This is a genomic window from Achromobacter spanius, from assembly GCF_003994415.1.
GTDB classification, from domain to species: domain Bacteria; phylum Pseudomonadota; class Gammaproteobacteria; order Burkholderiales; family Burkholderiaceae_B; genus Achromobacter; species Achromobacter spanius_C.
In genome coordinates this window covers 6152961-6176946 of sequence record NZ_CP034689.1, presented here as the reverse complement: position 1 = coordinate 6176946, position 23986 = coordinate 6152961, and the positions used below count along the sequence as shown (strand labels likewise).

17 protein-coding genes and 1 tRNA gene are annotated in these 23986 nt (G+C 65.4%); 2 read left to right on the top strand and 16 right to left on the bottom strand.

Annotated features, from left to right (window positions below; genetic code table 11):
- Window positions 1-37 precede the first annotated feature (37 nt).
- Window positions 38-592: a hypothetical protein gene (locus ELS24_RS28215; RefSeq protein ID WP_006227465.1), complete on the top strand. Its 555-nt coding sequence runs from the start codon at window positions 38-40 to the stop codon at window positions 590-592.
- On the opposite strand, the gene ELS24_RS28210 is transcribed toward ELS24_RS28215, so the two are convergent.
- Window positions 582-1586 carry a tyrosine-type recombinase/integrase gene (locus ELS24_RS28210; RefSeq protein WP_081247811.1) on the bottom strand — a complete coding sequence of 335 codons (1005 nt, stop codon included), beginning with the start codon at window positions 1584-1586 and terminating at the stop codon, window positions 582-584. The two genes, ELS24_RS28215 and ELS24_RS28210, sit on opposite strands and share 11 nt — an antisense overlap.
- A 181-nt stretch (window positions 1587-1767) precedes the next feature.
- Here ELS24_RS28210 and ELS24_RS28205 point away from each other — a divergent pair.
- Window positions 1768-1881: transfer RNA gene (locus tag ELS24_RS28205), tRNA-Pro, on the top strand.
- Between the two features lie 196 nt (window positions 1882-2077).
- Here ELS24_RS28205 and ELS24_RS28200 read toward each other — a convergent pair.
- The 15 genes from ELS24_RS28200 to tssC all read right to left on the bottom strand — a co-directional run bounded on the left by ELS24_RS28200 (window position 2078) and on the right by tssC (window position 23986).
- The gene (locus ELS24_RS28200) at window positions 2078-6004 is read right to left on the bottom strand and encodes a type VI secretion protein IcmF/TssM N-terminal domain-containing protein (protein WP_127186018.1); all 3927 of its coding nucleotides are present in this window, start codon (window positions 6002-6004) and stop codon (window positions 2078-2080) included.
- 39 nt (window positions 6005-6043) lie between these two features.
- Window positions 6044-6727 carry a DotU family type IV/VI secretion system protein gene (locus ELS24_RS28195; protein WP_050445803.1) on the bottom strand — a complete coding sequence of 228 codons (684 nt, stop codon included), beginning with the start codon at window positions 6725-6727 and terminating at the stop codon, window positions 6044-6046.
- Window positions 6728-6731: 4 nt separating this feature from the next.
- Complete coding sequence (gene tssK / locus ELS24_RS28190; RefSeq protein WP_127186017.1) at window positions 6732-8126, bottom strand: type VI secretion system baseplate subunit TssK; 1395 nt, start codon at window positions 8124-8126, stop codon at window positions 6732-6734.
- Between the two features lie 16 nt (window positions 8127-8142).
- Complete coding sequence (gene tssJ / locus ELS24_RS28185) at window positions 8143-8817, bottom strand: type VI secretion system lipoprotein TssJ (protein ID WP_050445805.1); 675 nt, start codon at window positions 8815-8817, stop codon at window positions 8143-8145.
- Window positions 8818-8828: 11 nt separating this feature from the next.
- Entirely contained in the window at window positions 8829-9233 is a 405-nt protein-coding gene (locus ELS24_RS28180) for a DUF4150 domain-containing protein (RefSeq protein WP_050445806.1), read from the bottom strand.
- A gap of 12 nt (window positions 9234-9245) precedes the next feature.
- Window positions 9246-9938 (bottom strand): DUF3540 domain-containing protein, encoded by a 693-nt coding sequence (locus ELS24_RS28175; protein WP_164741316.1) that lies wholly within the window; start codon window positions 9936-9938, stop codon window positions 9246-9248.
- A gap of 22 nt (window positions 9939-9960) precedes the next feature.
- Window positions 9961-10911: a pentapeptide repeat-containing protein gene (locus ELS24_RS28170; RefSeq protein WP_050445808.1), complete on the bottom strand. Its 951-nt coding sequence runs from the start codon at window positions 10909-10911 to the stop codon at window positions 9961-9963.
- Entirely contained in the window at window positions 10904-13543 is a 2640-nt protein-coding gene (locus ELS24_RS28165) for a DUF2169 family type VI secretion system accessory protein (RefSeq protein WP_127186015.1), read from the bottom strand. Before ELS24_RS28165 ends, ELS24_RS28170 begins: the two co-directional genes overlap by 8 nt.
- Window positions 13544-13547: 4 nt before the next feature.
- On the bottom strand, window positions 13548-16004 hold the full coding sequence (locus ELS24_RS28160) for a type VI secretion system Vgr family protein (protein ID WP_127186014.1): 2457 nt from the start codon (window positions 16002-16004) through the stop codon (window positions 13548-13550).
- A complete protein-coding gene (gene tssH, locus ELS24_RS28155) occupies window positions 16004-18715 on the bottom strand; it encodes a type VI secretion system ATPase TssH (RefSeq protein WP_127186013.1) in 2712 nt (903 codons plus the stop codon). Before tssH ends, ELS24_RS28160 begins: the two co-directional genes overlap by 1 nt.
- Window positions 18712-19755 carry a type VI secretion system baseplate subunit TssG gene (tssG, locus tag ELS24_RS28150; protein WP_050445812.1) on the bottom strand — a complete coding sequence of 348 codons (1044 nt, stop codon included), beginning with the start codon at window positions 19753-19755 and terminating at the stop codon, window positions 18712-18714. The genes tssH and tssG overlap by 4 nt, the downstream gene beginning before the upstream one ends.
- The gene (gene tssF, locus ELS24_RS28145) at window positions 19719-21443 is read right to left on the bottom strand and encodes a type VI secretion system baseplate subunit TssF (protein WP_050445813.1); all 1725 of its coding nucleotides are present in this window, start codon (window positions 21441-21443) and stop codon (window positions 19719-19721) included. Before tssF ends, tssG begins: the two co-directional genes overlap by 37 nt.
- Window positions 21444-21446: 3 nt before the next feature.
- Window positions 21447-21866 (bottom strand): type VI secretion system baseplate subunit TssE, encoded by a 420-nt coding sequence (gene tssE, locus ELS24_RS28140; RefSeq protein WP_083447292.1) that lies wholly within the window; start codon window positions 21864-21866, stop codon window positions 21447-21449.
- Window positions 21867-21908: 42 nt separating this feature from the next.
- On the bottom strand, window positions 21909-22397 hold the full coding sequence (locus tag ELS24_RS28135) for an Hcp family type VI secretion system effector (protein WP_050445814.1): 489 nt from the start codon (window positions 22395-22397) through the stop codon (window positions 21909-21911).
- Window positions 22398-22498: 101 nt separating this feature from the next.
- Window positions 22499-23986: a type VI secretion system contractile sheath large subunit gene (tssC, locus tag ELS24_RS28130; RefSeq protein ID WP_050445815.1), complete on the bottom strand. Its 1488-nt coding sequence runs from the start codon at window positions 23984-23986 to the stop codon at window positions 22499-22501.

Below are 23986 nucleotides of genomic sequence, written 5' to 3'. Positions count from 1 at the left end.
CAAAAAATGCACGCCTCGTGGCGGTCAGGATGAACGAATGAAAGAGATTATGCGCGTTGCCGTGGGTCAGGTGTTTTTGTGCTTGGAGGGCCAGCCAGGTGGGCGTTTCGTGGACCTTCGCATTCGCGAGAAGAGAGAGAGCGGTCGGCCCGGCCGGACCATGGCGTTGGGGAATCAGCACCGATCGGGGCTATTCGCGATCGCGATGGGCCTGCTTGCTGTGGGCAGCTCGCTGACGCCTGAGGAAGCATTCGATCAAAGCAAAACTATCGGCGCTGTTCGAAAGCGGCCCGATCGTATTCCTCTACGCAAGCACGAATGGGAGCAGTTGGATAGGATTCTATCGGCCGATGCCGATGAAGCACGGCGGACCATCCAAGTCGCGAACGCGATGCATCGCAAGCTCCAGCGCCGAATGCACATTGTGCAGCGCTGCGTGCAACTGATGGAAGTGCTGGACGACCAGGATGCGCAGCAGATTGACCTACTGCTCACGCTTGCAGCCACTGGCCGTCCGTTGCCGTTTTCGATTCATGTGGGGCTGGCGCCAAGTCCCGAGAATGAAGAGCTTCGCGGCGGCGTTACGCATTGACGATGGGCCCGCTGCTCCGATGCCAGGCCTCTTCAAGTCGACGCATGGCATCGTAGACCTGGTTCGGTGCCAGGTGTGCATATCGCTCGGTCATCTCGATCGAGGAGTGGCCAAGGAGGTCTCGAACGACCAGCAGCGGCACGCCAGCCATAACCAACCAAGAGGCGCAAGTGTGCCGAAGGTCGTGGATCCTGAAGTCGTCGATGTTGGCTTTGGTGCAGAGGGATCGGAAGCCCTTCTGAATGGTGCTCAGGGGCTTCGTGTGGTCCCGCGGAGAGGGGAAGACCCAAGGCGACGTGGGGCAGTGCTCCGCGCGCCACGCGGCCATTTTATTGAGAGCCTCAAGCGCCGGCGCGTTCAACGGGATGATCCGATGCTTTTTGGTCTTGGTATCCTCGCTTTCAAGCGTTATGAGACCTTCCTCGGTCCTAACGCGTTGCAGGCGGAGTTTAAGCAATTCGTTTCGGCGGCACCCGGTGTGCAATGCCAACTGGATAAACGACGGAAGGTGTGGTCGCACTGCCATGGCCTCGGCTACCGAGATCATTCGCTGGGCTTCACCCCTCGTTATCCAGCGTGTCCTACCTTCTGGAACTGGCAGAGACATGCCCACCAGAGCGTTGGGCAGGTTGAGCTCGTGTAGGAAGTTGTACCAGTTGATCGCGGCGCTGAGGTCATCCAGCTCGCGGTTGATGGTCGCCGGGCTTACCCCAGCGGCTTGGCGGAGCGTGATGTAGCGTTGGACGGTCGCACGGCGCAGACTGCGAAGTGCGCGGCCCTTGAAGAAGCGGTCAAGCTGCAGCCGGCTATACCTGAATCTCTCCGTGTCCTTGCCCGAGGCCTGGTAGGCCTGCATCACGGTCTCGTATGTCGGATTCTCGTCGACGCCACTGTCGTCATCGGTGTGTCCAGTTTCACTCACGCCATCGATCGGCGGACGGGCGGACGCTGGGAGGGCGGAGGGGTATGGAGCTGTTGCGAGAGTATGGTCCATGTCAGTGGCCGGCCGTTACGCCCAGGAAGCGTTAAGGGAGGGGGTCACGTACGACCGACATTCGCAAATATCTGGCAAATGATGATAACATATTGACATGAATCGACTTTTTCGCATATTTGCGGGACCGTTTGACCGTAAGCGCTTAGAGCGCTTGCGGGACTTCGTCCTGGAATCGGGCCAGGGCGGAGCCGAAGACGTATCGATTCAAAAGTTCGGCGATCTTGTTCGGGCCTCGAAGACCACTGCGTTCGGGACGCAGGAGTCGGAGGTTCGAATCCTCTCGCCCCGACCACTGATTTGTGGTCGAATTCTTGAAAGTGTTTCCCGACACTTTTAGCTGAAAGCCGGTATCGCGAAAGCGGGCCGGCTTTTTTGCGTTGGCGTGCTTCGTGCGCCAGCAGCCGAGCCGTCCGGCAATATTCGGCAGGTCACAGGCCCTTCAAGCGCGGTGCGGGGCCTGTGGCGTCAGACCCCGCACCTTCGCCACCCTACCGCTCGGCGTCCTGCCGCAGCACTTCCGGCTTCAGCTTGAGCAAGGCGCCTATCCTGGCCGCCGCCGCCTGGGCGGCTTCCCGGGTGGCGTAGCCGTCTATCCAGATCTTGCGGTATTTGTCGCCCCGCAGCGTGATGTCGGATTCCTGGACGGTATAGCCGTTCTTCTTCAGCGTGGCGCGCACGGACTCCGGGTGCGAGAAGATGCCGACCTGTACCGCGTAGGGGCCTCGTGCGCTGCTGGCGGCCTTGGCCGGTGCCGGTGTTGGCGCCCGCTTGACGGCTGGCGGTTTCGCCGCGGGAGCCGGTTTGGCCTCCGGCGCAGCCTCTGGGGCCGGCATATAAAGATCCACGCTGTTAACGGGACCCATGCAATAGGACACGATACGCTGCGGCACCGGGCTTGCCGGGGCTGGCACGGGCATGGACGATCCGGGCGCGGTACCGGGTTGCAGTTCAGCCAGCCGCGTCTTGATCTCTTGCAGTTGGGCCGCCAGGCGATCCGCCTCGGCGAACGCGCTCTGCAGCGGCGCCTGGCCCTGCTGGCGATAGGTGACCACGATCCATTGAACGTCGGCAACCGACAGCAGCGTCTTCTGGTCCGGGAAGTCGGCGGGCGTATAGCGGTGTCCGCCGCTGGCAAACTCCTTGAGGAAGTCGATGAAGCCGCGCGCGCCGGTCCATTGGCGAGTCAGCTCGAAGTCCGAGTAGCGGATGCGCAGCGTGGTGTCGCCGCACGTCGCCAGGGACCAGGGGAAAACCGCGCTATTGGGAAAGTTGAGGTTCTCCAGCGTGATCGCGCCGCTGGCGCATTGCAGGGTCAGGTTCACGCTTTCCGGCAGCGCGCGGGCATCGGCGTTGGTCTGTGGGGGGACCGTGTTCAGCGTGACCGTGCCGGTGGTGCTCTCCAGCTTGGTGATCTGTTTCTCCAGTTCGCCCTGTTGCTGCGTCAGCGCCTGGACTTCATCGGATGAGCGCTTGGAATGCAGTTGCTGCGTGGCCAACGTCACCTGGCGCAACTGCGTCATGCTGGCAAACGCGTAGAACTGGCCGTTCAGGGGGATCTTGCTGTCCATTGCCGTGCGCGCTTCATAACGCACGCTATCGTGGTCCACGAAATTCTTGATGTCGCCATCCAGGAAGGCTTTGACCTGGCCACGGTCGCCATACAGCAGTTGATTGGCAAGCTCGCCGTCGGTGACGCCCTGGATGGCGCTCAGGACGGTGTTCTCCCATTGCTGCTGCAAGCGGCATCCGGCGTTGCGGCCGGCGTAATCCAGGACGAAATTCATCGGCCCTTCGGCAACATCCCAGATGACGCTGGTGCGTGGGCCGGCCGTGCCCTGTTGCTCGCGCAGCGTGCCGATCGCCGTGCGGGCATTGACCAGGGGTACGCTTTTCACATTGGGATCGTGGCCGAACGACCAGATCTCGATGGCGGCCTTCATGGCCGTGCCGTCGCCCTGTTGCAGCGGCACGATGGTGTCGTGCACGCCCTGGCGATAGGCTTGCAGCAATTGCAGCGAGCTGCCTTCGTTGCGCAGGCGCGAAATGCCTTGTCCCAGCGAACCGCCTTGCGGCAGGTTCTTGATGACTTCGCCACCGAAGCGCTGCACCACGCCAATTTTCTGCAGCGCGCTGGCCGCCGTGTCTCCCTTGTCGGACTGCGCCAGTCCGTCCAGCGCATCAAGCCGACCGGCCTGCACGATCCAGTCCGGCCGGGATGCCTCGGGCAGGCGCTCGCCAACGGCCGCCAGCATGTGTATCAGGCGTTGGTAGGGGTCGTCCGGCGTCAGCAGCGACGACAGCACCGCGCGCCGGGCCGTGCCGTCCGCCAGCAGATCGGGCACACGCGGGAAGATCTGGGTGAACTGGTACCACGCATCCAGTCCGTCGCTTTGGTAATGCTGCTGGAACTCACTGCGCCGCGCCGACCATTCCTTGCTGTTGTCCGTGGCGCGTCCCAGTTCGTCCAGGAAACCAATGGCGGCGCGCTCGCCCTCGGGCGTCAGCCCGGCGGGAATAAACGGCAGGTTCGGCTTGTCGGGAATATTCCAGAAGTCCGTCAGGCGCACCGGCTTGATGGTGCCCTGCAGGTCCACCCACGAGTAAAGCCAGGGGATGGGGCGGTTGGTCAGGTTGAGTCCGGCCAGCACCTGGCGCAGAGCGCGTCGCTCGTCATCGAGCAGCGGCTGGTTGTCCTGCCATGTCAGGTAATCGCGGTACATGTCGCCAAGCAGGATGGCGTCCATGGAGTCGCGCAGCGTCTGGTGGACGCTGGCAAGCAGCAGGGGCAGCTCGCTGCCAGGCGCGGGCAGCGCGTACACGCTACGGCCCGCGAGGGCGGCATCGATCAGGTTGATGCGCCGCACCAGCGTCTGCGCCCAGGCGGCAAGCAGCATGTCGTTGTTGCCCTTGGCCAACTGCGGCAGGCTGCTGATCAGCAGGGGGTCCAGATTGGCGGCGATGACCTCGCGATGGAATTCACGCGTGTAGTGGTCCATCATGCGGCGCTCGACCTGGTTCACACGGCGCTGAAACGGCATCCAGTGGCGCTGCCATGGCGGCCGCTTCAGCAGCGTGTGTATGGCGCTGCGTTCGTCTTGCAGCGCATGCAGGTCCGTCGACATTGGTCCCGAGAAATCCGGGGTGTCCGACGTGCCCGCCGCCGCGGCGCGCAGTTCGTCCTGAGCGGTATTGCTGGCGTGCACCAGCAGCGACCCTACGCCCACGCACAGGCCCAGCCACGCCACCACGGCGGCATGGCGCAGCAAGCGGCGCCAATGGCGCCACCGCTCAACGGGCCGCCATGCGTGCCGCTGCGCGGGCAAGGCATGGTTGAACAGGCCGGCGCTGAACCAGTCGGCCTGGCTGCGGTCGCTGCCCGCCGGTTGCCCGGTCAGGAACAAGCCCTGCATCAACGGCGTTTCGGCATAAGGCGTCGCCTGGAACGCGGGTCGCATCACCTTGGCCAGTTGCCGGGCCAGGGGCACCAGGCGCTCGGGCAGGCCGAAGACGTCGGGCTCGGGCCGGCCCCGCACGCCTTGCAGCACGCGCAGGTCGAACATCCGGTGCACGATGTTGTTGAAGGCATCGTTGATGAACTGTCCCACGCTGGCAGTGGGCGTGGGATTCAGGAAGCCCATTGCCTGGTTGGTCAGGTCGGGCCCCAGGCTCTTTGCCCAGGCGGCAAAGCCGGGCAGCAACTGGCAGTCGGTCAATACGACATACACAGGAATGCGCGCATCGTAGATGCGGGTCAGTTCATCAAGGCGCTTGCGCAATCCCTGGCCTGTCTCGTTCAGGTCGGCATCGGCGCCGTTGCTCAGCCACGCCGCGTTGAAGGCCAGGATCAGGCCGTTCAAGGGTTCGCGGCGGCGCGTGCGCATCATCCAGTGCAGCAGACGGCGCCAATTCGGCGAATCAGGAACCTTGTGTTCCTGGCCCATCGCCGCGGTGGGGTCCAGCACGACGCCGTTGCGCAGCAGCCACCATTGCAGTTCGGCCGGATCGTCGCTACGGCCCTGTACGGGCGCCGAGCCCGCCGCGCGGCGCAGCAGTTCGGTCCTGGCGGCATCGTCGGGGCCCAGCACCATATACCAGGGCAGCACATACAGCGGCGAGCCGAAGCGCGACAGGCGCGACTGCTTCAGTGCGCTCAAGCCCGCGCGCCAGTCCATGTCCAGCCGTTCGGTGCTGACGGTGGTGCTGCCGACCGGGCGCGCCAGGCGCCGCCGTAGCCGCCAGGCCAGCCATAGCCCGCGCAGCCAGCGCAGCAGCACAAGGCTGATCAGTACACCCAGGAACAGGGCGATGGAGCGCCAGAGAGGCCAGCCCAGGTACAGGCCCAGCACCCAGCAGGCCAGTGCCAGCAGTAGCAGTCCCAATAGCCAGGCAATCGCGACAAGCAGTTTTTTGATCATTGCACGAACAGCAGCGTTAGCATTTCAAGTCAGGCCAGGTCAGGAACGGGGTGCGGTGGGCACGGCAACGCGCGCCGCCTCGCCCGCAACACGGTGGTCCAGGTACAGGTACAGACCCAGCAGCAGGCACAGCGGCACGACCACCAGGAAAAAGGTCGCCAGCGACGGTCCGATGCCGCGGCGGTAGGGCGCCACTCTGCGCGCGCGGCCGCCCGCCTGCGGGAACAGCGGCAGGCTCGGGTCCAGCGCCGCCATGCCGCGCTCGGCGGCGATGCGTTCCAGCAGGGCCGCGCGGTACTCCGCCAATTCGGCGGGCGGACGATGCGTGTAGCGGCCGCTGAAGCCTGCCAGCAAGGCCAGCCCATAGACCTCGCGCACTTCCACGGCGTCATCAGGCAGGGCTTCCAGCTTTTCGAAGAACGCCACGCCGGCGCGCGTTGTCGAGAAGTAATGGCGCTGCAAGGGCGACAAGCGCCACGACGAATTGGCCGCCCAGTCGCGCGACATCGCCAGTTCGTCGATCCAGGCCACCACGGCGAACAGGCTGGCCTGCGCGTCGGCGGCGGTGAAGCCATGGGCCTGCACGCGCTCGACCGCGGCGTCCAATGACGCCTTCAGTTGGTTGCGCACCACCTCGGCGTCGGCGGGCGTGTCGGCGCCCGCGCCCGCGATCGCCGTGCGCGCCAACTCCATGGATGCGATCCAGATATTGCTCAGACGCACGTTGCTATCCTTTGATCACGATCAGTTCAAGCCGCAGGTCCGGCGGCGACTCGGGTAGCGACAGCGACAGGCGTCCATCACGAACGACCGCGTCCCAGCCATCCGACAGGCTTTCGATACGGAAATAGGCGCTGCCCGCACGGCGCGGCATGCCCAGCGGCAGCGTCTGCAGCGGAATGATCTCGATGCCGGGCAGTGAGCGCGTGACCAATGTTTCGATTTCGTCGGGCGTGCCGAGCTTGGCTTCCAGCACCATGTGTTCGGCCAGTTCTTTCGGTTCGAGACCGCTGCGCGCCATCAGGTAATAGCGATGACGGGGGCCGAAGAACGCGGCCGGCATGTCGGCGCGGAAGAGGTTGCCCGCGGCGCCATCCTGCTCGAAGTGCACCAGCATCTCGGGCCCGATCGTGATCTCGTTCAGCAGGCGGCGCACCAGGTCCAGCACGCCCATGAACACGGCGCCGATATCGTTGTGCTTGTAGGGCGCCACCAGTTGCTGGTTGTCCCGCGTTTCGCCAAGCAGGTCGCAATATTCCGAGAACGTGCTCAGCTCGCCCGCCAACTGCCGCAGAACGCCGTAGACGGCCCAGGGATGGGTCTGCCGGGCCTCGACCAGATGCGTGATCTGCGGGCCGTAGCGGTTCAGTACGGACAGGGCCAGCACCGGGCCGAACTGGCCGTCTTCACCGGAGCGGTTGGCAATGGGCTGCTTGAAGACTTCAAGCTGGCGGGCGCGCCCGATGACTTCGTCGCGCAATTCCATCAGCATGTGTTGCAGCGACGTGGACGCGGCCAGGTTCAGGCAGGGCGGCACGAAGCGGGGCGCCAGCCTGACGACTTCGCCGTCCTGCTCCAGGCGCGCCAGGGGCATCAGGTCGTAATTGCTTAGCGCGCCAATCTCTTCTTCCCAGAACAGACGCAGCACATACGTCATCAGGGTCACGCGCCCCGACGGGCCGCTGGCGTAGCGGTCGGGCACTTGTTGCGGATCGGCCGGCACCACCAGCCGCGCCTCTGCGCGCGCCGCGTCGTCCAGGTTTTCGTATTTCTGTACGCTGACCTGGTCCACGACATGACGGCGCAGGCCAACGTACAGCGTGCGCGGGCCCTGCGAGAACTCGGCCAGTTCGAAGCGCCGTGATTCGATGCGGGCGTTCCCCGGCATCTCGGTCAGCGTGCCGTCCTGCCAGCGCAGGGCCATATGGTCCACCACGACCTGCCGCGAGGCCAGGGCGGCTTCATTGATTTCCAGGGCGCCGAAGCCCCAGCACCAAGGCGCGGTCAGTTCCACCTGCCGATGCAGCAGGCGTTCGGTCCAGGCGTCCTGATACTGGAAATGATGGGGCTGCAGGAACAGGCCCTGATGCCAGAACAGTGGTTGTTTCAGATGCGTGCTCATGCTTTGCGTGATCGGTTCATTGTTTGGCCGGCGGGCTGCCGGCGGCGGGCGTCGTCGCGGGGGGCGTCACCAGCCCGCCAACGGGGCGGGTGGGCGTGACGGGCGGCGTACGGGTGCCGACTGCCTGAAGGATGCCGTCGGCGCCCAGGTGTAGTTCTATCTTCAGCGGCTCGGGCGACGCGTTGCGTGTCTTGACCACGATGCCGCTTGAATCCACTTCCACGCCGATGCGGTACAGCCGTGCGCTGCGCGTCGGGTCCAGATGGAAGTAGCCGGCCACCAGGCCCACGTACTTGGCGTTTTCAACGCGCGGCAGAGTGATCGTGCGGTTCTCGCCAGGCGACACGAACACGCGGTCGAGCGACAGCAGGCCCTTGGGCGGGGCGTCGGCCAGCAGCAGCGTGGACATCTTGGCCGAATTGGCGGCGTAGGGCGCGAACGCGCTGGGATCTTCCATCTGCACCACCGACAGCGCCAGCGTATGCGGCTGGTCGGTCGATTGATTCAACTTCGGGTCGGCTTCAATGGCGATCTGCACGCCGTCGGCCGCATACGTCCATTTCAGCGCCTTGAGCGCATCCTCTTCCGATGTGCCGCCCATCATGCTGTTCAGGGAACTGCATGAGGCCAGCGCAAGGGTGCACAGCGCGATGAACAACAGACGCGGGATCAAAGCCTGGAGCTTGAACATGGCGGCGCTCCTCAACTGACCAGCATAACGATCACCTGGCTGGGGGCAGCCACGATACCGACCGTGTTGTTGGCGTTCTGCGTGGTCATGCAGGTCAGGCGCACGCCCGGCGGGCCGCCCACCATGACCTTCATGCTGCCGGTCACGAACGCGGCCTCGCCCATGATCTCGCCGCAGGCCACGCCGCCACCCGCCGCGCCGGCCTGGTCGCCGTTGCTCAGCATGATGGTGCTGGCCTGGTTCAGCGCGGGCATGCCGCCCACCAGCACGTTCTCGACGATGCCGCCCGGGTCGGCCATGTCGCTCATGGCGATGTTGGGGTAGGGCATCGGGATTGGCGACGGCACCGCGGGCGTCAGGCAAACGTCGGGCACGGTTGCCGTGGTCATCGCACCGGCGTTATTCAGCATGAACATGGCATTCCCCTTTCAACCTATCTGCACCGAGCCGGCGTCCACGGCCACCCGGTCGCGCGCTTTCAGGTCAGCCGTTGCGGCATGTACCGACCAGTCGTCGTTGACGACGGTGCGTTGCGACCCTGCCGCCACGTCCTCGTGTCCGGCAACGCGGCGCATGCTCTGCCCCAGATGCACTTCGGCGCGGTTGGCAATTTCCAGGTGGTTCACGCTGACGTCCGTGCGGGTGTTCCACTGCGTATGCGCGGTGTCGCCCGCGGTGTTCAAGGTCCGGTAGCGAAGGTCCGCCTCATCCAGCGTGACCGTGGCGTGCTCGGCATTGATCTCCAGCGTGGGGCCGGCATCCAGCGCCACGCCCTCGGCCGCCTGGATCGTCAGCTTTCCCTCCGGCAACGATAGTTGCAGGTCGCCCGGCACTTCGACCCGAGCGGCGGATGCGGGCGCCCCGCGTTCCAGCACGGTCAGGATGTAGCCTTGGCCCGCGGCCACGCTGATGAGCGCCATATCGCCGACTTCGGGTTGCAGCAGGCAGCCCGCGGCGGGGGTGACCCAGATGGCGCCCGCGCCGGTCAATGCGGCGTAGCGGCGACCGTCGCGCATGACCAGCCGGGCGTGATGCAGGCGGGCGCCCTGGTCCGGCGAATAGGCCGGCGCGGCGTCAGGCTGGCTGACGGTAGGATCCAACGCGGGAAGTGGATGGTTCATTGAATGTCCAATGGCATCGGGGTTAAACGGGGGGGCGCCACAGTTCGGCGGCGCGTAATTCCGGGTCATCGCGGCGGACGTTTTCAAGCACGGTTTCGCGCCACGAAGCATCGGGCAGTTCAGCGGCGTGCAGGCGCGCGCCTGTCATATCGGCCCGCGAGAAATCCGCATGCGCGACACGCAGGTGCGACAGGTCGGCGTCCACCAGCTTGGTCTCGCCGAACGAGATGCCCGTGGACTGGGCGGCATAAAAGCGGGCGCCTTGCAGCGAGGCTCGCGCGAAGCTGGCTTTGTCCAGGCGAGCCTGGTCGAAGATGGCGCCGTCCAGCATCGCGCTATCGAAGCGCGCGTTCTGCAGGACGGCCTGGTAGAAAGACACGCCCGGGGCCACCAACCCGCTGAAATCGACATCGGCGGCCTGGACCCGGTTGAAGGAACATTGCGCCAGCACGGCGCCAGCCAGCGTGGAGCCCGTCAATTTGCTGTCCGGCAGGTGGCTTTGCCGCCAGACCGCGCCCGAAAGATCCAGGCCGGACAGGTCGCAGCGCGACAGCCATGCCTTGTCGACTTTGGCCGTTCTCATCCGAGCGCCCGGGAAGGCGGTGTTCTGGGCGGCCAAGCGGGTCAGTTCAGCCAGGTGGAAATCCGCGTCCTGCCACACGCAGTCCATCATCCAGACCTTGATGGCCTTGGTTTCGCGCCACGACACGGCATGGCCGCTGCAGGCGGTGAAGGACGCCCCATCCAACGCCACGCCGTCCAGGCTGACGTCGTCAAGCCGGCAACGGTTCCAGACGGTCTTGCGCATGTCGGCGCTATCGAAACGGGCGCCGCGCGCATCCAGGTTGGCCAGGCGCAGGCCGGACAGGTCGGCATTGCGGAAGTCGACGCCGGCCAGCGCGTCGGGCGCCAGCCGTTCGCCCGCGCGCAAGGCTTGCAGCAGCGCGTCGCGGTTCTGGGTCGCGTCACTCACGGCCGTAATCCTCCAGCAGGCGGCAGCGCGTGAGCAGGGCCTGGTCCAATTGCACGCCTTGCGCGGTCGCGGTGCGGGTATCGGCCGCGTGCAGGTTGGCGCCGGTCAGGTCCACGTCCTGCAGCACCACCTGGCGCAGCCGGGCCTGCATCAGGTTCGCCCCGCGCCAACTGGCCTGCGTGATGCGGCTGCCGGTGAAGTCGCAGACGCGCGCCACCAGATGCCAGGCGTCGGTGCCCGACAGGTCGCAGTTCTTCAGAAACCCACGGTCCATGCGCGTTTCGCGCAGCGTGGCCTTGCCCAGATTCGTATCCTGCAGACTGGCTTTGTCCAACAGCGCGCGGTTCAGGTTGGCGCGGCTCAGATCGGTGCCTTTGAGCGTGCGCAACTGCGCCATGCTGGCGCCGTCGTAACGCGAACCCGCGGCCTGGCAGGTCATCAAGGTCGCGCCCTGCAGGTCGGCGCCATCCAGGGTGGCGTCCTCCAGCACGCACTTGCTGAACATGGCTTTCGGGAAGCGGCTGGACGCCGCATCGATGGCGGAAAACCGGCACGCGGTGAAACGCGCGTCCTGGCCCTGGGCCTGGCGCAGAACGGCCTTGTCGAAGTCGCATTCCTTTGCCTGCGCCGTGGCCCACCGGGTGGCGGACAGATCGGCCTGGGTGAACACGCATTTCTCCATGCGGGCTTGTGTAAAGTCCGCGCCGGGCAGCTTCGCGCCGGCGGCCTGGCACCCCTTCAGCAGGGCGCGGGGAAAACGGGCGCGGCTCAGTTGGGCGTCCCCAAGATTGCAGTCTTCCAGTTGGCACTCAGTGAAATCCACGCCTTCCAGATTGGCGCCGCGCAGCATGCAGCCGCGTAGCAGCGAGGAGCTGAGGTCCAGGCCGGCCAGGTCCACGCCGCTCAGGTCCAGCCCCTGCAATTCGCACCATTGCGCCGACGCGTGCCGCGCGTGGCGGTCAAGCAGGGCCTCGCGGTCCAGCACGGTGCGGGGGCCGCGCGGCATGGCCTCATCCGGCAAGGGCAGTGGCGGCGGTTCCTGGGCCTGTAGCGCTTCTGCCTGCTTGGAGATTTTCTTCGCGTTCAGTTGCAGCGCGTCCATCTTGATCTGGAAGGCCTGGTAGCGTTCCATCAGCGCGGCCTTGGCGTCGGGCGGCAGCTTCATTTTTGCGACGGCGTCGGCGGGGTCCAGCACGACGGGCGGCCGGGCACGCGAACGCGCCAGCGCGGCGTCGTAGTCAAGACCGTGGGCGCGCCATTGCTCGCGCGTCTCGGCTTCGCCAGCGGCCAAGGCATCGGCCACGTATTGGCGCACGGCAGCCTTGAACGCCGTCGGTTCCTTGGGCCATTCGGGGGTCGGCAGCGCCAGCGTGTTGGGCGGGGCATCGCTTTGCGCCATCTTGGCTTGCAGTGACCCCAGGCCGTAGCGCTGCATGGTCTGGTCGGTTTCGGCAATGGCCGATGCGCGGGTGTCGGCCAGGGTCTTGGCGACCGTCGCCCGATGCGCGGCCGCCGCCTTGCCCATCTCTTCGACCGCCTTGCCCGCCGCGGCCGTTTTTGCGGCGGCCTCGGGGCCCGGCTCGGGCGCAGCCAGCGTTTGCGCTTGCGCCGGCGTCGCGGTCTCGCCGGCCTCTTGCCACATCAGCGCCCAATGCTGGGTGGTTTGCGGCGGCTCGCTCATGCGTTCGGTGAAGATGCCCAGGCCGAGCACGTCTTCCGCGTCCTCGCGCCGCGTGGCGAATTCGCCCCGGTACAGCACCAGCACGCGCTCGTCGTTTGGCAGCAGCCACACGGTGTCCAGGTCCAGCGGCACTTCCACGCGCCGCTCGGGCGCCGCATCGGTGCGCACCAGCACGCGCGGCCGCAAGCCGGGCAGGGTGCCGCGTTGCAGCGGATGGTCGGGGTGCATGTTCTCGGCGAACCAGCTTTCGTCGCCGCGCCAATAGCCTTGCTGGCATTGGTCCTGCGCGAAACGGTCGAACCAGCGCGGGTCGGTGTCGTCGGGCAACCAGGGCAGGCGTGCGCGCTGCCAGCGCTTGTCCAGCGTGCCTAGCCAACGGATCTGTTCAGGCGCGCCCTGGGCCAGCACGCCCAGGCTGGCGGGGCGGGGGACATCGCCGGGCCGCAGCACCGGTGCGCTGGGGTCTTCGACATTGGGCAGGGCCACGCCGTCGGCCTGGTCCGCTTGGGCGCAATGGCCGCGCCCGTGCGGATTGGCCGCCCAGCCCTTGGCGCCGTAGGCGCGTGCCAGGCCGATGGGCATGTCGGTGTAAGGCTGCGGCGCGCTGGGCTGCCAGCCGGCAACCCCGCGCGACCAATAGCGGTCGCCCAGCACCAGCACTGATTTTTCCAGGCTGCCCACGCCGGCGCGCACGGTCAGGCCGGTCACCGGCCTGCCTTGCGGCGCCTTGGCCGCGCCCGCCACCCCAAAGCCGCCACGCGATTTTTTTTGCGCCAGGTCGAAGGGTTCGTCAGTGAAAAGCGCCGTCAGCGTTTTCCAGGCCTCCGGTTCAGACAGGCGCGTGCCGTCCGCGCCGCAACAGTAGCCTACCGTCACGGTCAGGGACGACTGCCCCCCGCGGGATTGATATCCCAGCAGCAGCATGGCGTCGGCGGGTTTGTGCACGTGCATCGCGTTATCCGAGCATGACGACGACGCCGTTGATCGTGACGTCTCCGCCTGTTGTCACCGCCACGTCCGCGGTGGCGGTGAGTTCAATCGACGGGCTGGTGATGGACGCGCTGGCGCTGGTCAGATTGACGGTCGAGATGCCGCCTTCGACCAGCGTTTCCGTCAGGCTGGTCACCGTGGCCTTGGTCCAGCCGTCAAGCGTGGCGATCGAGCTGTTGAGTGTGGCGCCCGCCGGTTCCAGCGACAGCGACGACGCCACCGAGCCCATCCAGGCGTCAGGCGTGAAGAGCTTGTAGGTCTCCAGCGCCGTGGTCTTCATCATGCCGACTTCCTCGGTCTTCTCCGCCAGGATGCCGTTCCATTTTCCGGCGACCCACTTGGTGAAGGCGTTGGCGTAATTGGCGTTGTCGCGCACGATGTTCTTTTCCAGGAGGTTGATCTCCTTGGCGGCCACGCACTCCATGCTCAGCTTCACGCCCAGCGTCGATTCGAAGGTCGCGGCCTCGTTGAATTCCACTTTGCCGCCGAAGAAGTGTCCCAGCGTCAGGGCTTCCACGCTTTCGATCTTCATGCCCATGAAGTTCTCGACCACAATCCCGCCGCTCTGTTCCACCGAAATGCCAGAAGGCATATCCTGCGCTTCCGAACCCAGGAAGTTGGCCTGGGTTTCGTTGGAGTCGGATCCCGCGCACACGCGGTAGTGGCCCGGCACTTCAATCAGCATGCTGCTGCCGGCATACAGTTCGCCGTGCAGCTCGGTCTTCAGATGGAAGCCATCGTTCACGCCTTCCTCGTCCGACTGGCCCAGGTTCATCGAGGAATCCTGCGTGGGGCTGTACAGCCGGATGGCCGGTGCGCCGTCGCCGCCCGGCTGAGCGTCGGCCAGCACCATGGTGTTGCCGCCGGGCGTGCCGATCCTGTGGTGCGCCGAGTTCTGGGCGTTGACCACGCTGGGCGCTTCGGTATTGGGCAGCGACGAGACGATGACCGGGCGATCGGGATTGCCGTTCAGGAACGCGATCAGCACTTCCGTGCCTTCACGCAACGGAAAATGCATGCCCGCATCCGACAGGCCTTGCGACGACGCGCCGCCCGCATACGGCGTGGCCATGCGCACGAAGGCGGAATTCTGTTCCCCGTCGTAACGCTGCTTGGTGAACAGGAAGCGGATCTTGTACAGGCCGTCGGGGTCCGGCTGCGCAAACCGCCGGGGTTGTCCGGGCGTGGCGATGTCGACAAAACCGTTGACCAGGCGGCTGACCTGCGGCACTGGCGTAATGCGCGGGGCGCGGTACTGCAGCGGGGGCGACGAAGGATCGTCGGCGTCCAGCCAGCGCGGCAGCGCCACGAAGTGCGCCCGGTAGGCGGGGATATCGGTTTGGGGCGACGTTTCTACCGTCTGCGTGCCCTCGTGCCTGACTTCGATTACGTAGTACTGCCGCGCGTCAACGCCGCGCAGGTATTCCGACACCGCCAGCAGCCTTGCCGCACGGACGCCGGGTGTGTGCGCTTCGCCTTCCAGGCGCACGCGCTGGCAGGAAAGCTCCTGCGCGCGCCAGCCGGCAAGCGTCGAGCCCGAGATGGCCGAGGTGCTTTCCAGCTGTTCGAAATGATCGTCCGACTGATGGATCTCGCCCAGTCCCAGGGCCGTGGCGGGCTTGGGCACGCTGGCCTGGCTCGACAGGGTCAGGGTGGTGTTGCCCTGCTCTTGCGAATCGTGCAGCACCACCATGTTCGGCGTCAGGCCGACACGCCGGTTCAATTGCATGATGGCGATCTCACGCACGTCGGGATCGATCATGCCCCTTGGGTAATACACGGCGGTGTCGAGGTCGGCGGGCTGCTGCTCAACGCTGTTGGCAAACACCACCGACTCCTGCTCCGACCCTTGCTCGAACCAGAAATAGACGCCGTAGTATTCCAGCTTGCGCATCAGGAAATCCAGGCAGGTTTCCTCGAACTGGCAGGTGAAATCGGCCTGCGTCTGCGTCAGTTGCGTCGCGGCGATGCGGTAGTCGTAGGCCGTGTCGTCGTTGCTGTAGGGTTCGGTCAGGCCGGCATAGCCGAGCAGTTGCTTGATCAGGTCGGCCAGGTCGCGTTTCAGGTAGATGTCCGACCAGCGCATGGAACGCAGGCGCGCAAGCCGTGGCTCCAGCACCACCTGGTAGTAGTAGTGGGTTTCGTCGCGCCCCTGCTCCGCGCCCTGGGTAATGATGCCGTGCCATTGGCGCAACGTGCCGTCCGGCGCCTTCGCGGTCAGCGTGGCGGGCTGGTCCAGCAGCTTCTCCAGGGCCAGGTTGCCTTGCGCGACCGCGAAGGTGATATCGAAACGATACGGCCGCGACACTGCCTCGGTGCCTTGCCAATGCGTCACGATGACGTTGGCGGCAGGCATCGCCTGGCCGTGCAGCATGGATGTCAGCGCGGCGCAATCGAAGGCATAGTCGTAGGCGTTGGACATTATGCCGAGGCCTCCGTCGGGGTGATCTTCCAGCCGCCGTCCGTGTCGGCTTCGACATGCAGCGCGCTAAGCGAGCGGCCCTCGGCCAGGGCGGACAGGACCGTGTCGGACAGCACCGGCGTCAGGCTCTTGCGCAGGATGAAGTCGATATTGCGCGCGCCGCTGTCCACTTCCGTGCAACGCGCGGCGATGGTGTCGGCCACGGTGGGTTCGAACGTCAGCGCAATCCGGTTGGCGGCGGCAAGCCGCTGCTGCAGCTTGGCCAGCTTCAGCTTGACGATGCCCGCCAGTTCGGACGCCGGCAGCGTGTAGTAGGGCACGACCGTCATGCGGGCCAACAGGGCCGGCTTGAAGTGCCGCGCCAGCACCGGGTGTATGGCGCTTGCCAGCGTGTCGGGATCCGGACGCCCGTCTTGCGCCAGGCGGGTGATTTCCTCGGTGGCCAGGTTGCTGGTCAGGAACACCACCGTGTTGCTGAAGTCGATGATGCGGCCTTCGCCATCGGCCAGCGTGCCCTTGTCGAAGACCTGGTAGAACAGGTTGACGACGTCCAGGTGGGCCTTTTCCACTTCGTCCAGCAGCACCACCGAGTAGGGCCGTTTGCGCACGGCCTCGGTCAGCACGCCGCCTTCGCCGTAGCCCACGTAGCCCGGGGGCGAACCCACCAGCCGGCTGACCGTGTGCTTTTCCTGGAACTCGCTCATGTTGATCGAGACCAGGGCCTGATCGCCGCCGAACAATTGGTCGGCGATGGCCAGCGCGGTTTCGGTTTTACCCACCCCGGACGGGCCGACCAGCAGGAATACGCCCATGGGTTGCTGCGGATCGCGCAGGCCCGATTGCGCGGCCTTCACGGTGGCGGCAATCTGATCCACGGCGTGGTCCTGCCCGCGTATGCGTTCCTTGATGTGGTCCGCCAGGGCCAGCACGCCGTTGACCGCGTCGCGCTGCATCTTGCCCAGCGGCACGCCGGTCCAGTCGGAAACCACCCGCGCCACGGCGTCGGGGTCGGTCTCGATGAACACCAGGGGCTCTTGGCGTTGCAGCGCTTTCAATTTGGCACGCGCTTCTTCGAGTTGCGTGTTGAGGGAGGCGGCATCCGCGGCATCCACGTCAGCGGCGGCCTGCGGGGCGTCATCGGACGGCAACGCGCTGTCGTTTTGTTGAGCCTTCGCCTCGGCGGCCGCCTCGGCCTCGCCGACCTTGCGGCGCAGGTCTAGGACGGCTTGCGCGGCGTCGCGCTCTTCGGTCCAGCGCGCGTGCAGCGCGTCACGGCTGCTTTCCAGTTCGGCGCGCTCGGCCGTAATGGCTTCCAGGCGCTCGCTGTGGCTGCCGGGTTCGTAGCGCACATCGCGCGCCAGCGCCTGGCGTTCGCGTTCCAGGCCCGCCAGGCGGCTTTCCAGGTTCTCGAGTTCAGCCGGCTTGATACCCAAGCCAATGCGCACGCGCGCGGCCGCCGTGTCCAGCAGGTCAACCGCCTTGTCGGGCAACAGGCGGCCGGTGATGTAGCGGTTGGAAAGTTCGGCCGCCGCCACGATGGCGTCGTCGCGCACCGTGACGCCGTGGGCGGCCTCGTAGCGGTCTTTCAGGCCACGCAGGATCTGCACGGCGGTGGGCACGTCCGGCTCGTCCAGCTTGACGACCTGGAAGCGGCGCGCCAACGCCGGATCTTTCTCGAAGTACTTTTTGTATTCGCTCCAGGTGGTGGCGGCAATGGTGCGCAACTCGCCGCGCGCCAGCGCCGGCTTGAGCAGGTTGGCGGCGTCGGAGCCACCGGTCTGGCCGCCCGCGCCGATCAGCATGTGGGCCTCGTCGATGAACAGGATGGTGGGGCGCGACGCGCCCTTGATCTCGTCGATGACGCCGCGCAGGCGGTTTTCGAATTCGCCCTTCACGCTGGCGCCGGCTTCCAGCAAGCCCAGGTCCAGGCCCAGCAGGCGCGTATCGCGCAGGAACTCGGGCACGTCGCCATTGATGATGCGCAGCGCCAGGCCTTCCACCACCGCGGTCTTGCCCACGCCCGGTTCACCGACGCAGATGGGGTTGTTCTTGCGGCGGCGCGCCAGGATGTCGATCATCTGGCGGATTTCGCTGTCGCGCCCGAACACCGGGTCGATCTTGCCGGCGGCGGCTTTGGCCGTGAAGTCTTCGCAGAAGCGGTTGATGGCGGCATCGCCCGCGGCGGCGGGGCGGGCCGAGCCACCCGAGGCCGAGTCCGCGATCTGCGTGCTGGCCTCGTTCGAGCCGTTGACTATCGTGTCGAAGTCGCTGGTCAGCTTGTCGCGCGAGATGGCGCGCAGCGTTTCGGCGTAGCGGGTGGCCGCGCCGTAGTAGCTAAGGCGCGAGACCAACGCCAGCAGCATGGCGCCGCTGCGCACGCGGCTTTCACCCAGGGTGATCGAGGCGGTCAACCAGGACTCCTGCACCCACTCCGTGAGCAGGCCCGCGAACACCGGACGGCCGGGGTTGCCGTTCTTCAACTGAGCCAGGCTTTCGTCAAGCTGCGCGGTCAGGCGCAAGGGGTCGATATCGAAATGCGCCAGGATGCGATGCACGTCGCCGCCGGGCTCTTCAACCAGCCTGCGCAGCATGTGTTCAACGGCAATTTCGTAATGGTTGCGGGCCAACGTCAAGCCGGCGGCGCCTTCAAGCGCGGCCGAGCAAGTGGGGTTCAGGCGTGCGAACAGGGGTTTCAGTTCCACCAGCATCATTGCAAAGGCCTCTCGGAGATTTGTGTGGATTCGGGTTCAATCGGCAGGAAGATCTGGTCGTAGCGTGGCCACGGCCCCGTGGTGTCACCGGGTTCCTGCTCCGGCAGCCACGTGTTCAGTCCCAACGTGTGCCAGCCTTCGCCCAGGCTCGCGCCGGGCCGCTGGGGGGCTACATTCAACGCCAGCTCGCAGCGCAAAGGCGTTTTCAGATACAGCGCAATGGCGTTCACCAGTTCGGTGTAACGCTCGGTGCCTGGCAGCAGACCCGCCAGGCGTTCGGCCGATACGGGGCCGACATGCACCCGCAGGGCGCCTGCGCGTTCGTCGATGCGGCTGCCCAGCAGGGTGTCTTCCCCCAGCCGGCAGGCCTGTTCGCCCAGCAGGCATTGCGCGGGTTCGGGGATGGACACCGTTTCCGTCACGCAAGGTTCCACTTCCACCGGCAGGTTGTCCAACAGGCCCGACACGAGCGACTGCAGGCCCAACGCCGAGCGGGGGAACTGGTTGAAGTTGCCTGCATGCGGAAGCAGGGCGCGCGCCGCCTGCCAACGCGTCCCGCGTTTGCCACTCAGGCCGACCAGGGCCAGCAACTGATCCAGCCGCGAGGCGTCGCGCCGTTCAGCGACGGCCAGCCACAGGCGGTTCTTTTCCCAGGCGCGGAACAACAGCGGATACAGCGCTGCGTGAATGATGTCGAGAAAGTCCCGCGAGGTGGAGTTGCCTTGCAGGTACTGGTCGATCAGGTCTTCGGTATAGAAGGTGGGCAGCGGCGAGGTGACCCCGTACAGCCCGAAGAAATTGGCGGTGATGCGGTATTTGCCCGCCTCGTCGCGCTCGATGGTTTCGATATCGTGGTCGGGAAAAGACAGGGACACCGCCGGACGCACGCGGACATCGCGGTTGAACACCGCTTCGTCGGGGTTGCGTAAACGCAGCAGGCGCAACGCCTGGAAGAAGGCGTAGCGATGGCCTTCTTCCAGCAGCGGATCGGTGTGCGATACCGCTACAGCAGGCGATAGCGGCCGATCTTGGCGGGCCATGTCAGGGTCTCTCCGTTGACGGTATCCACCAGCGTCAGAGCGCTGAAGGTGTTCAGGGCGATGGTGCCGGCCAGGAATTCGTCCAGCACGGTGCCGAACAGGAACAGGCTGCCCGGCCCGGGGAAATGGTCACCCCGGCATTCGATGCGCACTTCGCTGCCTTGCACGGGCATGCCGCGCACGATGCGCCGTGCCGACTCGACGGTCACGCTGGTAATGGCTTCGATGCTGCGGCGCGCGGCCGCATTGCGCTGCGCGTCCACCTGGCGTGGCGGGACGTAGAGCGACAGCAGATCGCGCAGTTGTCCTTCGCTGGCGAGCGCCAGGTGGTTGGCGTTCAGGTGCGACAGCACGCGCCATAGCAGCGCGCTGTCGATGACGGGCGGGCAATGCGGGGTGACGCCATGGATGTTGCGAAAGCCCACGCGGGGCGGCGAGTTATCCGTGGGTTCGCAAATATCGCCCAGGCGCAGGCCTTCGGGCAGGTCGCCGTGGGTGCAGGTGAGCCGCGTGGAAAGCGTTTGCAGCTGCGGCATGCCGCCTTCGGCATAGGGCAGGCTCAAATAGTGGTCGTAGCCGCGATGCAGGGCGGAAGGCCGGATGCTGATGTTGTACGAGGCCTGGTCGCCGCCGCGAAAAGCGGAGAAGGGATGGTATTCACGCTCGGCGCCGTCGGCGCCGCGCGCGCTGACGGCATCCACGGAAAAAATCCGCTCGGCGGCCTTGCTGGTGCGGGCCACGGGATGGATGCGGTAGTCCGGCTGCAGGTGGTCCATCCGGATCGGGTGAGCGTCCTGGCTGAACAGATTGGCCGCCGGCGTCGCGTTCATGATGAAGCTGGAGGCGCCGACCGCGGGCGCCCAGTCCGGCACCTGGTCGAACATCAGCTGTATCGAAAAGCCGGTTGCGGCGCCGCGCGCGGTCCAGGTGGACAGGCCGGTGAAATCCAGGAACAGCAGCTTCTCGGGCAGGGCGAAGTACTCGTGCAGGACGCGCCAGGCCGGGTGCGCGCCTGGTGGCCACGGCAGCAGTTCAAGATCGGGGCGCAGGCCCGCGGGCTCGATGCTGGACGGCGGCAAGACGGTGATGGGGCCATTCTCGGCGCTGACGCGCACCTCGCGCACATAGCGTTGCAGCAGCAGGAACAGCCGCGCTGCATCGGCGGGGGCGTCGCCCAGGAACATGCGTAGGCGGTCGCCTTTCCAATCGGCCGCGGCGGGGCCTGACATCGTGAATTGCAGGCGCAGCGAGCGCGGCCGCGTGCCGCCGCCTTCCCACTGCACCGACTTCAGTTCGACGGGTTCGAGCGTGACGGGAAACGAGGCGCGAAAAATCGTGCGTTGTCCGTCCACGGGCACCGAGGCGAACTCGGTGCCGGCGGGTATCGTGACAGGCCCTTCCAGCGTCGAACGCGGCTCGTAGCGCATGATGGTCATGCAGGGCAACGGCCGCAGCATGTGGGGGAACAACAATTGCGCAAGATTCTGGATGAATTCGGGGAAGTCGTCATCCAGACGATGGCGGATCAAGCCGGTCATGAAGGCGACGCCCTCGAGCAGACGCTCGACGTCGGGGTCGCTTGCGCTATCCGCGCCCAGGAGCGGCGCCAGCGCGGGGTTGCTCGCGGCGAATTCAGCCGCAAGCGTGCGCAAATAGCCCAGTTCCTGTTCGTAGTAGCGGTTCAACATGCCTTATTGCCTTCGCAGTGAAACTTTGCCGTTGGACGCCACGTGCGACGCCAGCCGCACGGGAATTTCGCGGTCGTCCACCGCGATGAAACCTGAGATGGCGAAGCCCAGGGAAAGGACTTCGTCCTGCGTATTGGTGAAAGCGATCTGCGGCTGGCGCAGACGCGGTTCGTAACGCTGGATCATGCGGCTGATGTCCTCGATCATCTGCGTGGTCGTGCCGCTGCTGAACGAGCCCGCCAGATTGGTGAAGTCAGGGACGCCGAACGACAGGTCGATCGGCACGCTGCCCTGGCGTGTATTCAGGATGCGGCGCAAATGGTCCAGAATCGAGTCGACAAGAATCTCCGCCCGCGTGATGTGCGAACGTTCAACGTCCGAACCCAGGCTGGCGATGCGTTCAAGCAGGCGGTGTTCTCGCATGGGAATGCTGGCAGGGCGGGCGCGTGCGCCCGCCGCCCGCCATTACGCCTTCGGCGCGAGCCAGGAGTCTTCGGACTCGATACCGTCGGGTTCCCACGTCCAGACGATCTTCTCGTAGGTCAGCTCAACATCTTCCATGTGACCCAGTTGACGATTGTCGGGCTGCAGGCAGTTCGGCACCCACAGGCGCGTACCCACGACCACCGCGTTCGTCAGCTGGATGGTGTAGTACTTCTCTTCCGTGCCCTTGGGGCTGATGCGGTAGAACTCCAACGTGACGTCCTTGAGCTGTTCGCCCGAGCACAGCGCCTGGTAGATCTTCGGCGACGACTTATCGATTTCCTTGACGAAGGTCAGGCCCAGATGCTGGCGCTTGCCCGAGGGCAGGCCGGACTGCGGGTTCTTGGGGATCTCGATCTTGTGTTCGACCGCTTGCACCAGGATCTTTCCCTGGTGCCCGCTGATTTCGCAAGAGCCTTCGATCTTGCCCTGGTTCTGTCCTTCAAGCGTGAGGTAGCACGGCATTGCCATGGTAAATTTCTCCTTGCAGTTGTTGAGTCTGAATGCAATTGCAAACGAAACTGGCGGCGTGCCGGTGGCAGCCGGCACGCCAGTTCCGCTGGATCATCGGCTTAGCTCTTATCGAGTTTGCCCACCAGCGACAGCGTGAAAGACGCACCCATGTACTTGAAATGGGGACGAACCTTCAGGCCCACGCGATACCAGCCGGGATCTCCCTCCACGTCCGATACCGTGATTTCCGCCTGGCGCAGCGGACGGCGGCTACGCACGCCCGGCGCCGGGTTATCCATATCGGCCACGTATTGGCGAATCCAGTTGTTCAGCTCCGATTCCAGGTCGGTTTTTTCCTTCCAGGTACCGATGTTTTCGCGCTGGATCACCTTGATGTAGTGAGCAAGGCGGCTGACGATGAAGATGTAGGGCAGTTGCGTGCCCAGCTTGTAGTTCAGCTCCGCGTCCTTGCCTTCCTTGTTGTTGCCGAAAAACTTGGGCTTCTGCACCGAGTTGGCCGAGAAGAACGCCGCGTTGTCGGTGTTCTTGCGCATGGTCAGCGCGATGAATCCCTGCTCGGCCAATTCGAATTCCCGGCGTTCCGAAATCAGCACTTCGGTCGGAATCTTGCTCTGGGTTTCACCCATGGCCTCGTAGTTGTAGACGGGCAGGTCGCCCACCGTGCCGCCACCCTGGGGGCCGATGATGTTGGCGCACCAGCGGTACTGCGCAAAGCTGTCCGACAGGCGGCTGGCGAAGGTGAACGCCGCGTTGCCCCACAGGAAATCCTTGTTTCCGCCCGACACGTCTTCGTTGTAGCGGAACTTCTTGCTGGGCACGGTATCGTCGCCGTAGGGCACGCGCAGCAGGAAGTTGGGCATGGTCAGGCCCACGAAGCGCGCGTCTTCCGTCTGGCGGAAGGCATTCCACTTGGTGTATTGCGGGCCTTCGAAGACCGCCGAAAGATCCTTCAGGTTCGGCAGGTCGGCAAACGAATCCATGCCGAAGAACTGCGGACCGGCCGACGCAATGAACGGCGTGTGCGCCATGGCGGCCACGCTGGCGATCGATTGCAGCAGCTTGACGTCCTGGCCACCGGGGCTGAAGGCGTAGTTGCCGATGATGGTGCCGAAAGGCTCGCCGCCGAACTGGCCGTATTCGGCGGTGTAGACCGCCTTGTACAGACCGGAGCGCGTGATGTCGGAGGCATCCTCGAAGTCTTCCAGCAGCGCCTGCTTGGAAACGTTCAGGATTTCGATACGGTTGTTCTCGCGGAAGTCCGTGCGGTCGATCAGGAACTTCAACGAGCGCCACGAGGATTCCAGCTTCTGGAATTGCTCGTTGTGCATGATGGCGTCGACCTGACGACACAGCTTGCGGTCCAGTCCGGCGATCATCTCGTCGATCAGGCCCTGGCTGACCTTTTCCTGCGAGCGGCTGGGCTCAAGCAACTCGGCAACAAAGGCCTCCAGGCCCTGGCGCGTGATCGAATAGGCTTCGTCGCCCGGCTTGACGCGGGTGGATTCGATCAGCTGATCAATCAGCGAACCGCCTTCCTGTGCCGCGCCTTGCGCGCCTTCTTGCTGTTGCGGGGATTCCTGGCTCAT